Raw genomic sequence first — 14246 nt, forward strand, 5'->3', positions numbered from 1 at the left:
TTTTGTTCTTGCTGTTCTTGCGTTTCCGACTCTATCAGACTCTTTCGTGTCCGATTTCCTCGGTGCCTTTCCGGTTCCCGCACCAGCCTTTCGGCTTTTGCGTTTCCCTTCGCGGCGGTTGCAAACACTACCAGGTCTTTTTCGACTCCCTGACCACTCGTCTGCGAGCACGCAGAACAGGACCCAAGGATTAGGATCTGACTTGATAGATGCCGCCGAGGCTTGGACGCTTGACCGCGTCGCTTGCCTCAGGCAGGAGTCCGACTGTACATCGGGCCTTGGGCGGGCGCAAATCGTTTGTGCAGTGCCCCAAGTCAGTCAACCGGGACCTCTCGCGCGGAACCGGGACTTTGTATGACTTACTCTTCTGAACAGTGCGTCGTCCAGGACAGGCAGTGACGGCGGCTACGAATCTCCACCCCCTGGGAGGCACCCATGACCAGCGTGACGTCACCGCTTGCAGGACGCGCCATCGGGCTCACCGCAGTACCGGATCCCGTCTTCTCCGGTGCCATGGTCGGGCCCGGTACGGCCATCGACCCCGTGCGTGAGCCCTCGGAGGCCGTCGCCCCCGTCGACGGCATCGTCGTCTCGCTTCACCCCCATGCCTTTGTCGTCGTGGACGACCAGGGTCATGGAGTCTTGACGCACCTGGGCATCGACACCGTTCAGCTCAATGGCGAGGGCTTCGAGCTGCTCGTCAACAAGGGTGACACCGTGCAGCGCGGGCAGGCCATCGTGCGCTGGAACCCGGTTGCCGTCGAGGAGGCCGGCAAGTCTCCGGTGTGCCCGATCGTGGCACTGGAGGCCACTGCCGAGTCTCTCAGTGGTCTAGTCCAGGATGGTGACGTCAAGGCCGGGGACGCTCTCTTCAGCTGGAAGTGACGTCGTCACCGTCCCTGACGGCAGGTAGGACATCCACCGCGGCGGCTGGGCCCGTCGCTCGATCGGAGACGGGTTACATGGAGACAACGCTGCGAGGCGTCGGCGTGAGCCACGGTGTGGCGATCGGCGAAGTTCGGCACATGGGGACGGCTGTACTCGAGCCGCCGGCCAAGCAGATTCCCGCGGAGGAGGCCGGGCGCGAACAGGGGCGCGCCCGCCAGGCCGTGGAAGCCGTGGCGGCCGACCTGATTGCGCGCGGCAATCTGGCCGGCGGTGAGGCGCAGCACGTGCTCGAGGCGCAGGCCATGATCGCCCAGGACCCCGAGCTCATGTCCGACGTCGACCGGCGCATCACCGTCGGCAGCACGGCGGAGCGCGGTATCTACGACGCGTTCTCCCACTACCGGGAACTGCTGGCCGGTGCCGGTGAGTACATGGCCGGTCGTGTAGCCGACCTCGACGACGTGCGGAACCGTATCGTCGCGCGGCTGCTCGGCGTTCCGATGCCGGGTGTGCCGGACAGCGACGAGCCCTACGTCCTGATCGCGCGTGACCTCGCGCCCGCGGACACTGCGCTGCTCGACCCCGCGCTGGTGCTCGGCTTCGTCACCGAGGAGGGCGGGCCGACCAGTCACAGCGCGATTCTCGCGCGGGCGCTCGGGGTGCCCGCCGTGGTGGCCCTGCCGGGTGCGGGTGAGTTGGCCGAGGGCACTGTGATCGCCGTCGACGGCAGCACCGGTGAGATCTTCGTGGACCCGAGTGCGGAGAAGCGGGGTCAGCTCGAGGCCGCCGCCGCGGAGCGGAAGGCCGCGCTGGCCGCGTCGACCGGTCCGGGTGCCACGTCCGACGGTCACAAGGTGCCGCTGCTCGCCAATGTCGGCGGGCCCGCCGATGTTCCGGCGGCGGTCGAGGCCGGTGCCGAGGGCGTGGGTCTGTTCCGTACAGAGTTCCTGTTCCTCGACGACAGCACCAAGGCGCCGTCGGAGGAGAAGCAGGTCGAGGCGTACCGCAAGGTGCTCGAGGCGTTCCCCGAGGGCCGGGTCGTCGTGCGGGTGCTTGATGCGGGCGCGGACAAACCGCTCGACTTCCTGACTCCGGCCGACGAGCCCAACCCGGCGCTCGGTGTGCGAGGGCTTCGCTCGCTGCTTGAGCACCCCGATGTGCTGCGTACGCAGCTGACCGCGCTGGCCAAGGCGTCCGAGGGGCTTCCGGTCTACCTGGAGGTCATGGCTCCGATGGTCGCGGACCGCGCGGACGCCAAGGCGTTCGCGGACGCGTGCCGCGAGGCGGGGCTGCAGGCCAAGTTCGGTGCCATGGTGGAGATTCCGTCGGCCGCCCTGCGGGCGCGCTCCGTCCTTCAGGAGGTCGAGTTCCTGTCGCTGGGCACCAACGACCTGGCGCAGTACGCCTTCGCGGCCGACCGTCAGGTGGGCGCGGTGTCGCGGCTTCAGGACCCGTGGCAGCCCGCGCTGCTCGATCTGGTCGCGCTGTCCGCCGACGCGGCCAAGGCCGAGGGCAAGAGCTGCGGTGTGTGTGGTGAGGCCGCGTCGGATCCGCTTCTCGCGTGTGTCCTGACCGGTCTGGGTGTCACCTCCCTCTCCATGGGTGCGGCGTCCATTCCTTATGTGCGGGCCACGCTCGGCAAGTACACGCTGGCGCAGTGCGAGCGGGCGGCGGCTGCCGCGCGTGCCGCGGACAGCGCCGAGGACGCGCGGAAGGCCGCCCAGGCGGTGCTCTCCGGCGAGTAGGGCACAGCGGCGGGTCGTTCGACCTGCCGTATGACGGTGCGAGGGGCGTTCCATCCGGTCCGGGTGGGGCGCCCCTCGCGCGTTCAGTGCCGGTGTCCCCCTTCGGGCAGGTCGTCTCCGATGGGTGGGGCCGCGCAGTAGTCGACGCCGGATTCCGGGGCGACGAGCTCGCCGGAGACGGCGTCCGTGCAGTAGGCGTCGAAGACCTCGGCGGCGGTGAGGGGCAGCAGGCGTTCGCCGTTCAGGCGCCAGCCCTGGACGCGGTCGGGCCTGCCGTCGGCGGTCGTGCGCATGACCAGGCCCGCCGCGCTGTGGGTGGCGATGCCGACGGCGAGGATCGTGGTCAGTTGGAGGGCTTCGGTCTCGTCGAGTGCCGCGGCGCCGGTGCCGTCCGGGTCGACGTGGAGTGCGGCGAGGAGTGTCTCCCGTGCGGCGGGCACGCTGCAGACCAGGTGCCGGGTGCCGGGGCCCGCCGCTCCGAGGAGCCGGACGAGCAGTTCCGACGCGCGGTCGAAGGCGGCGCGGCCGATGTCCTCGCCGCAGACCGCGCACGCTCCCAGGCGGGCGAGGAGCGTGGTGGCGTACTCCCAGGTGGCCTGGCGGACCGCCTCGTCGACGAGGTCGGGGATGAGGTCGGCGAGGGGACGGCCGTCGTAGGGGACGGTGGGTCCGACGGCGGCCAGTTCGGCGGTGAATCGGGTGCGGCTTGCCGGCGTGTCCGGTTCCAGGCCGGTGTCGGCGCAGTACTCCTCGTACTCCTCCGGGTCGAAGAGCGCGATCGTGGTGTGCCCGCCGGCGGAGGCCAGGGAGCGGAGCAGGCCTTCGGCCTGGCGGAGGTAGGTCGTGTGGTCGTCGAAGGTGAAGGTGCGGTAGCGGCGCATCGCCGCGAAGTCCTCCTCGTCGGCCAACAGGCCGATGGTTCCGGCGACTTCGCGGCGCAGTGCGCGGCGCATCGTGCTGGGCTGCGTGCGGTTCATGGTTCCCCCTGCGATCCGTCGATCAATGCTCACTCACAGTAACGTGCAGCACTGACAGTGACGGTCGGGCGGGAATTGATCATGCGCGTGTGCGGGCCAGCTCCTCGTAGAAGCGGAGCAGGTCCAGGTTGTCCACCGAGCCCGGGTTGACCGCCTTCTCCAGCGGGGCGCCCTGCAGCAGGCGCTTGACCGGGACCTCGATCCGCTTGCCGGTGAGGGTGTGCGGGATGGCGGGGACCTCGATGATCTCGTCGGGCACGTGGCGCGGGGAGAGCTGTGCGCGGATCGACTGCTTGACGCGGTCGCGCAGGTCGTCGTCGAGGGTGGCGCCGGGGGCGAGGTGGACGAAGAGGGGCATCCAGTAGCCGCCTTCGGGTTCCTCGACGCCGATGACGAGGGACTCGCGGATCTCCGGGAGGCGTTCGACGACCTCGTAGATGTCGGCCGAACCCATGCGTACGCCCTGGCGGTTGAGCGTGGAGTCGGAGCGGCCGTGGATGACGACGGAGCCGCGCGAGGTCAGGGTGATCCAGTCGCCGTGGCGCCAGACTCCGGGATAGGTGTCGAAGTAACTGTCGTGGTAGCGGCTGCCGTCGGGGTCGTTCCAGAAGTGGATCGGCATGGACGGCATGGGGTTGGTGACGACGAGTTCGCCGACTTCGTCGACGAGGGGCTTGCCCTGGGGGTCCCAGGACTGGAGGTCCGTGCCGAGGCCCGGCGCCTGGAGCTCGCCGATGTGGACGGGCAGGGTCGGTACGGCTCCCGCGAAGCAGGAGCAGACGTCCGTGCCGCCGCTGACGGAGGCCATCCACAGGCCGCCCGGAGTGTCCGCGAACTCGTCGTGCAGCCAGCGGAAGCCGTCGGGGGGCAGCGGGGATCCCGTGGTGGCGACGCACTGGACGCGGGAGAGGTCGAAGTCGCGGGCCGGGTGCACGCCGGCCTTGCGGCAGGCCATGACGTACGCCGCGGAAGTGCCGAAGAGGGTGGCTCCGGTGCGTTCGGCGATGCGCCACTGGGCGCCGGTGTCGGGATAGCCGGGGCTGCCGTCGTACAGGACGATCGTGGTGCCCGTGAGCAGGCCGGAGACGAGGAAGTTCCACATCATCCAGCCGGTGGACGTGTACCAGAAGAAGCGGTCGTCCGGGCCGAGGTCGCAGTGCAGGCCGAGCTGCTTGAGGTGCTCGACGAGGATGCCGCCCTGGGACTGGACGATGGCCTTGGGCAGGCCCGTCGTACCGGACGAGTAGAGCACCCACAGCGGGTGGTCGAAGGGGACCTGTTCGAAGACGGGGGCCGTGTCCGCGGCGGTGAGGGCGGACCACTCCAGGGCGCCTTCGGGGGCGTCGGTGCCGAGGAGCGGGATGTGGACGACGGCGCGCAGGGTGGGCAGTTCGCGGCGCAGCTCGGCGACGGTGTCGCGGCGGTCGTGTTCCTTGCCTCCGTAGCGGTAGCCGTCGACGGTGAACAGGACGACCGGTTCGATCTGCTGGAAGCGGTCGAGGACGCTGCGGGCGCCGAAGTCCGGGGCGCAGGAGGTCCAGACGGCGCCGACGGCCGCGGTGGCCAGGAGGGCGACGACGGCCTGCGGGATGTTGGGGACGTAGCCGCTGACGCGGTCCCCCGGGCGTACGCCGAGGGTGCGCAGTTCCGCTGCCAGGGAGCCGACTTGGCGGCGCAGCTCGGCCCAGCTGACGGGGACCGGCTCGTGGGTCTCGTCAACGTGCAGCAGTGCCGGGTCGTCCGCGCGGGTGGGGTCCTCGGCCGCGCGCAGGGCGTGTTCGGCGTAATTGAGCGTGGCTCCGGGGAACCATTCGGCGCCGGGCATCGAGCGGGCGCCGAGCACGCGCGCGTAGGGCGTGGAGAAGCGCACGTCGAACCAGTCGGTGACGGCCTTCCAGAAGGTGTCCAGCTCGTCGACGGACCAGCGGTGCAGCGCCGCGTAACTCCCCTCCGCGGGCGCTCCGTAGTGCTCGGCGGCCCACGCCTGGAAGCGTGTGACCTGCGCGCCGGCGATCCGTTCCTGGTCGGGCTGCCAGAGCGCTGAAGGGTTCGCTGAGGACATGGGGCGGCTCCCGGGCTTTACGCGTCGTATGCGTGTGTGGTGCGCGCGTGCTGGTCGAGCGCGCGACACGGCTGAAAAGGACGATGCCATGTGATCCATTTCGGCACCAGGGTGTGCCTCACACAGTCGGCGAGCCGACTGTGTGCCGTCACCCCAGGTGAACGGCAGTTGAACGATCCACACACACGGCTTCTTCGGTGGCAGGGTGAGCAGCATGAACGGTCGTGACCTGGTGCGTTCGATGAAGGCGGTCGGTTTGGTCGGTACGGCGCAGGGGTTGCGTACGGTGCGGTCCTCCTGGCGGATGAGGCGGGCTGACGCGGCAGGGCGCGTCCCCCGGGGTGCCGAGCGCGCGCGGGTGCCCGGTCCGGTGACGGGTGTCGAGCCCGGGCCGGGCGGCGGTGTCGTCCGGTTCGCCCGTTCCGAGCTGCGGATCAGGGTCACGACGGGTGGGGCGATCTTCTGGGGTTGGGACGGGGCTGAGCCCGATCCTTCGTACGCGCTGGTGAGCGGCAGTCCGGAGGCGGATCCCCGGGCGGTCCTGGAGCCGGACAAGGAGGGCGGCTGGCGGGTGGTGTCGGAGCGGGCGACGGTCGTCGTCTCGCGGCACGGTGCCATCGAGCTGCGTACGCCGGGCGGTCTGATGCTCCGCCGCGATCTGCCGCCGCGCTGGTGGGAGCCGGTGGGCGGGGGCGAGGCGCGCTGGGGTCAGCGGTCGCAGGTGGCGGCGGACGCGCGGTTCTTCGGGCTCGGCGGCCGGGCGCGGGGGCCGCGGCTGCGGGACGGGACGTACCGGCTGTGGAACACCGATCCGGGTGGTTCGTTCGGGCCCGGTGACGGCCCGTTGTCCATCACGATGCCGGTGCAGCTGGTGGTGGCCGACGTGGGCTGTCATCTGGTCTTCCACGACAACTCGTGGGAGGGGACGGTGGCGGTGCGTGAGGGCGAGGAGGGTGCGGGGTCCGGGCACGACCGGGCGGGTTCGTGCGAGGTGCGCATGTCGGGCGGGCCGCTGCGGTGCTGGGTGATGGTGGGTGCCCCCGCGCGCGTGCTGCACACCTGGGCCTCGCTGACGGGGCCGCCCGCGCTGCCGCCCGCGTGGGCGCTGGGGCATCACCATGCCCGCTGGGGGTTCGGCGGTGAGCGGAAGGTGCGGCGGATCGTGGCGGGCTATCGGGAGCGGGGGCTGCCGCTGGACGCCGTACATCTGGACATCGACCACTACGACGCGCATCAGGTGTTCACCGTCGACAAGGAGACCTATCCCCATTTGCCGCAGCTGGCCGACGAGTTGCTGGCGGACGGGGTGCGGCTGGTGTCGATCGTCGATCCGGCGGTGAAGGCCGAGCGGGGCAACGAGGTGTACGACAGCGGCACGACGACGGACGCCTTCGTGCGGGATGCCGCAGGGCGCACGGTGCGGGGCGTGGTGTGGCCCGGTGAGGCGGTGTTCCCGGACTTCACGGACGCGCGGGTGCGGGCGTGGTGGGGCGGGCTCTACAAGGAGCGTCTTGCGCAGGGCTTCGCGGGTTTCTGGCACGACATGAACGAGCCGGTCTCGTTCGCCGCGTTCGGGGAGCCGACCCTGCCCCGTTCGGCGCGGCACGCCCTGGAGGGCCGTGGCGGCGACCATCGTGAGGCGCACAACGTGTACGGCCTCGGGATGGCCAGGGCCGGGTACGAGGGGCTGCGTGAACTGCATCCCCAGGAGCGGCCGTTCGTGTTCTCGCGCTCCGGGTGGGCGGGAATGCAGCGCTACGGAGGGACGTGGTCGGGGGATGTGGCCACGGGCTGGCCCGGATTGCGGGCCTCGCTCGCCCTGGTGCTCGGGCTCGGTCTGTGCGGGGTGCCGTACTCGGGTCCCGATGTGGGCGGCTTCGACGGCAGCCCGTCGCCCGAGCTGTATCTGCGGTGGTTCCAGCTCGGGTCGTGTCTGCCGCTCTTCCGTACGCACGCGGCGCTGCGGGCGGGGCGCAGGGAGCCGTGGGAGTTCGGTCCCGAAGTACTGGAGCACGCGCGCGTGGCGCTCGTCGAGCGGCAACGCCTGTTGCCGTACTTCGTGACGCTGGCGCAGCTGGCGCGGCGTACGGGTGCGCCGTATGTGCGGCCCCTGTGGTGGGGCAGTCCCGAGGACCGGTGGCTGCGTGACTGCGAGGACGCGTTCCTGCTCGGCGACTGTCTGCTGGTGGCGCCGGTGTTCGAGGAGGGAGCGGTGCGCCGTACGGTGCGGTTGCCGCGGGGCCGGTGGTACGACACGGCGACCGGGCAGGCGTACGAGGGCCCTGCGCGGGTGCTCCTGGAGGCGCCGCTTTCGCGGATCCCTGTGCTCGCGCGTGCCGGTGCGGTGCTGCCCGTGCGGGGCGCCGACGGCGGGCTCGAGCTGGACGTGTGGGCGCCGGCCCCGGGGCGTACGGGTGGTGGTCTGGTGATCCGGGACGCGGGTGACGGGTGGCGGGAGCCGGATCTCGAGCGGTTCACCACACGGTGGGCCGACGGGCGGGTGGTCGTCGAGCGGGACGGGGGCGACGGCGAGGCCGCGGGCGAGGTGGGGCTGCCGGTGACGGTGCGGGGTGTGCCGGATCGTCAGGCGTAGGGGCCGTCGGGCTCAGACGTAGCGGCCCTCGAACCAGGCGCGCACCGCCAGTGTGTGCAGGGGAAAGGCGAGGTCGACCGGGCGGTGCAGCAGATGCCAGCCGTCCGTCTCGTCCGTCGGGGCCGGGCGGGGCAGTTCCGGGGCCGGTCGCTCGGGCAGCAGGCCGAACAGGAGCAGGTAGCCGTCGGGTGCGCTGAGGGCGTCGGCGAGGCGGACGTCGTGGCTCGCCGCGTCGATGCCGGTCTCCTCCTTGAGCTCCCTGACGACGGCGTGCCGCCAGTCTTCCCTGTCGTCGACGAAGCCTCCGGGGAGGGCCACTCCCCCGCGCGCGGGCGCGATGGTGCGGGTCACGACGACGAGCCCGGTGCCCTTGGTGTCGTACACCGGCTGGAGGGCCACCGCCACGGGCAGCGGATTGCGGTACGCCACCGTGCCGCACTCCGCGCAGGTGCGGGGCCAGCCGGTCGACGGCTCTCCGTAGGGCGTCCCGCAGCTCGAACAGTGGGAGTTCGGCGCGGGGTTGGCGCGGTGCTGGGATGCGGACACGCCGCGGACTGTAGCCGAATCTCCGGGGCGTCGGTCCCTCGCCCCCTGTGCCGGTCTTCCGCTCGGGGTCCGGATCCTGATAGATGCAGGGTTCATGACAGGACTTGCCCCCGCATCACTTGCTCCCGCATCGGCCGCCTCCGCCACACCTGCCTCCACGGCGCGGAATCTCGCCGTCACCGTCACCGCCCTCCTGGCCGTGGCCGCCACCGCGACGCCCGCGCAGGCGAAGCCCGACCCCAAGGCGCCCGACGCGTTCGTGGCGTTGCGCGACGTCGACCCGACGATCATCCAGGAGATGCGCTACTTCACGCCGCACAACTTCGTGGGCGAGCCCATCGACGGCTACAAGAAGCCGATGTGCATCCTTACGGAGCCTGCCGCGAAGGCGCTGCACAAGGCCCAGCGCAAGCTGCTGCGCAAGGGCTACTCCCTGAAGGTGTACGACTGTTACCGGCCGCAGCGCGCGGTCGACCAGTTCGTGCGCTGGGCCGAGGATCTCGGCGACGAGCGCATGAAGGCGGAGTTCTATCCCCATGTCGACAAGTCGCGGCTCTTCGAGGACGGTTACATCGCCGCGAAGTCCGGGCACAGCCGTGGCTCCACGCTCGATCTGACCGTCGTGAAGCTGCCGGCCCTGCCGACCCGCCCCTACATCCCCGGAGAGCCTCTCACGCCCTGCTACGGGCCCCGGGAGGAGCGATTCCCCGACAACTCCGTGGACATGGGCACGGGCTTCGACTGCTTCGACACGCTCTCGCACACGGACGACCCCCGCATCACCGGCGAGCAGCGGGCCAACCGGGATCTGCTGCGGGGCGCGCTGGCCGAGGTCGGGTTCGTGAACCTGCCCGAGGAGTGGTGGCACTTCACCCACAAGCCCGAGCTCTTCCCGGACACGTACTTCGACTTCCCCGTGTCACGGCGTTCGCTGAACGACAAGTAGGCGGGAAGTCGCGGGTGCGGTACCGCTGACGAATCCGGTTGCCCGTGGCACACTTCTGACGTTCCGTCAGATCCAGTGCCGTGGAGGGACCTTGTCTCGTACGCGTACACCCGTGGTGGCCGACTGGTTCGCCGGGGAAGGAGACAGCTTCCGCCTTCTGGGCACGCGGTGCTCGACATGCACCTGTGTCTTCTTCCCCCGCGAGGACGGCTTCTGCCGCAATCCCGGCTGCGCCGGGGGCGACCTCGACGAGGTGCCGCTCTCCCGGCGGGGCCGCGTCTGGTCGTACACCGACAGCCGGTATCGCCCTCCCGCGCCCTATGTGTCCGATCCGGAACTTCCCTGGCGGCCCTACACGTTGATCGCTGTGGAGCTGGCCGACGAGCGCATGGTGGTGCTCGGCCAGGCGGTTCCCGGCGTCACCGTCGCCGACCTGGAGGTCGGCATGGAGGTGGAGGTCGTCCCCGGCGTGCTCAACGAGGACGCGGAGACGACCTGGACGACGTGGTACTGGCGGCCTGTGGGGGTGGACGCATGAGCGGCGAGGTGGCGGTGCTCGGTGCGGGCATGCACCCGTGGGGCAAATGGGGACGCGGTTTCGTCGAGTACGGCACGGCGGCGGCCCGTGCCGCGCTCGCCGACGCCGGTCTCGACTGGCGCGAGGTGGGCTCGATCGTCGGCGCGGACACCGTGCGCGGCGGCTATCCCGGCTATGTGGCGGGGGCGACGTTCGCGAAGGCGCTGGGCTGGCAGGGGGCGCGGGTCGCGAGTGTGTACGCGGCGTGCGCGTCGGGAGCCCAGGCGGTCAACACGGCGCGGGCGCAGATCCTTTCGGGCCTCGCCGACGTCGTCCTGGTGGTCGGCGCGGACGCCGCCCCGAAGGGCTTCTTCCGGCCCGCGGGCGGTGACCGCCATGACGACCCGGACTGGCTCCGGTTCCGTGTGCTCGGTGCCACGAACCCGGCCTACTTCGGTCTGTACGCCCGTCGCAGGATGGCCGTGCACGGCGACACACTGGAGGACTTCGCCCAGGTCAAGGTGAAGAACGCGGCGGCGGGGGCGCTCAATCCGAACGCGCGCTACCGCAAGGCGGTCACTCCGGAGGAAGTGGCCGCATCGGCGGTGGTCGCCGACCCGCTGCGGCTGCTCGACATCTGCGCGACCTCGGACGGCGCGGCGGCTCTCGTGCTCTCCAGCATGGACTTCGCCCGGCGGCACGGTGCGCAGCGGCCGGTGCGCATCCGCGCGGTGTCCACGGTGACGCCGACGTATCCGAACACGGTCCTCGACCTGCCGGACATCGCGACGGACTCCGCCGCCGCCGTGGCGCCTGCCGACGGCACGTTCCGGGCGTCCATCGCGCAAGCCGCGTACGAAGAAGCGGGCATCGGACCCGGCGACCTCTCCCTTGCGGAGGTGTACGACCTGTCCACCGCGCTCGAGCTGCAGTGGTACGAGGACCTCGGGCTGTGCGGTGAGGGTGAGGCGGCCAAGCTGCTGCGGGAGGGAGCGACCGCTCCCGGCGGCCGGATACCCGTCAATCCCAGCGGCGGTCTCGCGTCCTTCGGAGAGGCCGTGCCCGCTCAGGCCATCGCCCAAGTCTGCGAGCTGACCTGGCAGTTGCGCGGCACCGCGGGGGCCAGGCAGGTGGCGGGAGCGCGCGCGGGGATCACCGCGAACCAAGGTCTCTTCGGGCACGGATCCTCCGTCGTCGCGGTGCGCTGAGCGTCGCTCCGGGCGGTGCGCGAGCCGCTGCCGCCGGGCGGCGGCGGCATCGTACGGAGGAAGGCGGCGCACCGGTTAACCGTTGCCGTCCGCGACCTTGACGCTCCATCACCACCGGTGAACACTTCCGGTGTCAGTCGGCATCGCCGCACTTCGGCTCCGCGCCACTCAGGGCCCCTGTACGCGCGAAGGTCCTGCTCGAAGGGCCTGTTCAGCGGGTCATCCCCCTGGGCGATTCGGCTGCGACGGCACGCTCGTCATGGAGGCCGGGCGGGGCGCGGGACACTCCTGCCCTCGGCTGAAGTCGCTGGGCGTAGCCAGGCAGTAGTCGTGGGAACGCACCCTGCACGGAGTACCGGGGCCCATCGCCCCGGGCGAGGGCCTAGGAGCCGCCATGTACTCGAATGGGGACATCTTCGTCGGTGAGATCATCGGCACCGCGATCCTGATTCTGTTCGGCGCCGGCGTATGTGCCGCCGTCACCCTGAACCATTCGAAGGCGAAAGCCTCCGGATGGATCGTCATCGCCTTCGGATGGGGCTTCGGCGTGATGGCCGGCGCCTACACTGCCGCGCCGCTCTCCGGCGGCCATCTCAACCCCGCCGTCACCATCGGCATCGCCGTCGACACGGAGAAATGGGACAAGGTCTGGATCTACATCCTCGGGCAGATGATCGGCGCCATGCTCGGTGCCGTCCTGGCGTATCTCGTCTATCTGGCGCAGTTCAACGCCAATGTGCCGCGCGGCAGCGGCAAGAGCGACGCGGAGAGCGTGGACGCGCCGACGCCGACGCTCGGCATCTTCTCCACCATCCCCGAGATCCGTAACCCGGTCGCCAACCTCATCACCGAGATCATCGGGACCGTCGGCCTGGTGCTTCCGCTCCTCGCCTTCGGCCTGACCAAGGGCCTCGGCGAGTCCGGCACGCTCGTACTGATCGTCTCCTTCCTGGTCGTCGGCATCGGCCTCTCGCTCGGCGGGCCCACCGGCTACGCCATCAACCCGGCCCGTGACCTGGGGCCGCGCATCGTGCACACCTTCCTGCCGATCCCGAACAAGGGCACATCCGACTGGAGTTACGCCTGGATCCCCGTGGCCGGGCCGCTGATCGGCGGAGCCCTCGCAGGTCTCATCTACAACGCAGCCTTCTGACTCAAGGGGTAGCCATGCCGGACAACTCCGAGAAGTTCGTCGCCGCCATCGACCAGGGCACCACCTCCAGCCGCTGCATCATCTTCAATCACGCGGGCGAGATCGTCGCCGTGGACCAGCGCGAGCACCGCCAGATCTTCCCGAAGCCGGGGTGGGTGGAGCACGACGCCACCGAGATCTGGTCCAAGGTGCAGGCGGTGGTGGCGGGGGCGATCGCCAAGGCCGGGCTCCGGGCCGACCAGCTCAGCGCGCTCGGCATCACCAACCAGCGCGAGACGACGGTCCTGTGGGACCGCGCCACGGGCAAGCCCGTGCACAACGCGATCGTCTGGCAGGACACCCGGACCTCGGCGCTCTGCACCGAACTGGGCGGCTCGGACGGGCAGGACCGGTTCCGTGAGCAGACCGGTCTGCCGCTGGCGAGCTACTTCTCCGGGCCCAAGGCGGCCTGGCTGCTCGACAACGTGCCGGGGCTTCGGGCCCGCGCCGAGCGCGGCGAGATAGCCTTCGGCACCATCGACTCCTGGCTGATCTGGAACCTCACCGGCGGCACGGACGGCGGCGTACACGTCACGGACGTCACCAATGCCGGGCGCACCATGCTGATGAACCTGGCGACGCTCCAGTGGGACCAGTCGATCCTGTCCGCGATGAACGTGCCCGAGGCGATCCTGCCGGAGATCAGGTCCTCGGCCGAGGTGTACGGCACGGCGGTCGGGCAGCTCTCCGGGGTGCCGGTCGCCTCCGCGCTCGGCGACCAGCAGGCGGCGATCTTCGGACAGGCCTGCTACGACACGGGGACGGCCAAGAACACGTACGGGACCGGCAGTTTCCTGTTGCTCAACACCGGTAACCGGCCCGTCCCCTCGAAGAGCGGGCTGCTCACCACCATGGGCTACAAGATCGGCTCCGAGGCGCCCGTGTACTGCCTCGAAGGGGCGATCGCGATCACCGGCGCACTGGTGCAGTGGTTCCGCGACCAGCTCGGCATCATCCGCAGCGCGGACGAGATCGAGCCGCTCGCGGCGAGCGTGGAGGACAACGGCGGGGCGTACATCGTTCCCGCGTTCTCCGGTCTGTTCGCGCCCTATTGGCGCTCGGACGCGCGCGGTGTCGTCACCGGTCTGACCCGGTACGTGACCAAGGCGCACCTCGCCCGGGCCGTCCTGGAGGCGACGAGCTGGCAGACCCGTGAGGTCGTCGACGCCATGTACCAGGACTCCGGGGTGCAGTTGCGGTCCCTGAAGGTGGACGGCGGGATGACGAAGAACAATCTGCTGATGCAGCATCAGGCGGATGTCCTCGGCGTCCCGGTGATCCGGCCGCGGGTGTCGGAGACGACGTGTCTGGGTGCCGCGTACGCGGCCGGCCTCGCGACCGGGGTGTGGAACGACCTCGACGAGTTGAAGGCGCACTGGCAGCGGGACGTCGAGTGGACGCCGGTGATGGACGCCGAGTCACGCGAGCGCGAGTACCACAACTGGCACAAGGCGGTGGAGCGCAGCTTCGGCTGGCACGAGGACGGCACGGCCGGCTGAGCCGACGACGGCCGCGGCCCGTACCCCGGTCGGCGGGGGTACGGGCCGCGGTACTGCGCGGGCGGTCAGGCCG

At 70.6% G+C, this 14246-nt stretch carries 11 protein-coding genes; 8 read left to right on the plus strand and 3 right to left on the minus strand.

Translation table 11 applies throughout. The features are described from left to right. Nucleotides 1-435: 435 nt before the first annotated feature. Both ACIBKX_RS38440 and ptsP read left to right on the plus strand, forming a co-directional pair. Complete coding sequence (locus ACIBKX_RS38440) at nt 436-885, plus strand: PTS glucose transporter subunit IIA (protein ID WP_363275416.1); 450 nt, start codon at nt 436-438, stop codon at nt 883-885. A gap of 77 nt (nt 886-962) precedes the next feature. Further along, nucleotides 963-2633: a phosphoenolpyruvate--protein phosphotransferase gene (gene ptsP / locus ACIBKX_RS38445; RefSeq protein WP_363275418.1), complete on the plus strand. Its 1671-nt coding sequence runs from the start codon at nt 963-965 to the stop codon at nt 2631-2633. A gap of 83 nt (nt 2634-2716) precedes the next feature. Here the strand turns inward: ptsP and ACIBKX_RS38450 are convergent, their stop codons facing one another. Both ACIBKX_RS38450 and ACIBKX_RS38455 read right to left on the minus strand, forming a co-directional pair. After that, nucleotides 2717-3610, minus strand: a complete 894-nt coding sequence (locus ACIBKX_RS38450; protein ID WP_363275419.1) for a hypothetical protein — start codon at nt 3608-3610, stop codon at nt 2717-2719. Between the two features lie 79 nt (nt 3611-3689). Beyond that, nucleotides 3690-5672 (minus strand): acetoacetate--CoA ligase, encoded by a 1983-nt coding sequence (locus ACIBKX_RS38455; protein WP_363275420.1) that lies wholly within the window; start codon nt 5670-5672, stop codon nt 3690-3692. A gap of 214 nt (nt 5673-5886) precedes the next feature. Between ACIBKX_RS38455 and ACIBKX_RS38460 the strand changes: the two genes are divergently transcribed. Continuing rightward, complete coding sequence (locus ACIBKX_RS38460; RefSeq protein ID WP_363275421.1) at nt 5887-8265, plus strand: TIM-barrel domain-containing protein; 2379 nt, start codon at nt 5887-5889, stop codon at nt 8263-8265. A gap of 12 nt (nt 8266-8277) precedes the next feature. Here ACIBKX_RS38460 and ACIBKX_RS38465 read toward each other — a convergent pair whose 3' ends face one another. After that, nucleotides 8278-8811, minus strand: a complete 534-nt coding sequence (locus ACIBKX_RS38465; protein ID WP_363275422.1) for an NUDIX domain-containing protein — start codon at nt 8809-8811, stop codon at nt 8278-8280. Nucleotides 8812-8905: 94 nt separating this feature from the next. Here ACIBKX_RS38465 and ACIBKX_RS38470 point away from each other — a divergent pair, with 94 nt between their 5' ends. The 5 genes from ACIBKX_RS38470 to glpK all read left to right on the plus strand — a co-directional run bounded on the left by ACIBKX_RS38470 (nt 8906) and on the right by glpK (nt 14173). Next, nucleotides 8906-9757: a M15 family metallopeptidase gene (locus tag ACIBKX_RS38470; protein WP_363275423.1), complete on the plus strand. Its 852-nt coding sequence runs from the start codon at nt 8906-8908 to the stop codon at nt 9755-9757. 112 nt (nt 9758-9869) lie between these two features. Next, nucleotides 9870-10295, plus strand: coding sequence for a zinc ribbon domain-containing protein (locus tag ACIBKX_RS38475; protein ID WP_363275525.1), 426 nt, complete (start codon nt 9870-9872; stop codon nt 10293-10295). Then, complete coding sequence (locus ACIBKX_RS38480) at nt 10292-11482, plus strand: lipid-transfer protein (protein ID WP_363275424.1); 1191 nt, start codon at nt 10292-10294, stop codon at nt 11480-11482. Before ACIBKX_RS38475 ends, ACIBKX_RS38480 begins: the two co-directional genes overlap by 4 nt. A gap of 394 nt (nt 11483-11876) precedes the next feature. Continuing rightward, nucleotides 11877-12635 (plus strand): MIP/aquaporin family protein, encoded by a 759-nt coding sequence (locus ACIBKX_RS38485; RefSeq protein WP_363275425.1) that lies wholly within the window; start codon nt 11877-11879, stop codon nt 12633-12635. 14 nt (nt 12636-12649) lie between these two features. After that, on the plus strand, nt 12650-14173 hold the full coding sequence (glpK, locus tag ACIBKX_RS38490) for a glycerol kinase GlpK (RefSeq protein ID WP_363275426.1): 1524 nt from the start codon (nt 12650-12652) through the stop codon (nt 14171-14173). Nucleotides 14174-14246 lie beyond the last annotated feature (73 nt).

It is taken from the genome of Streptomyces sp. NPDC050658 (assembly GCF_044457025.1).
Taxonomy (GTDB): Bacteria; Actinomycetota; Actinomycetes; order Streptomycetales; family Streptomycetaceae; genus Streptomyces.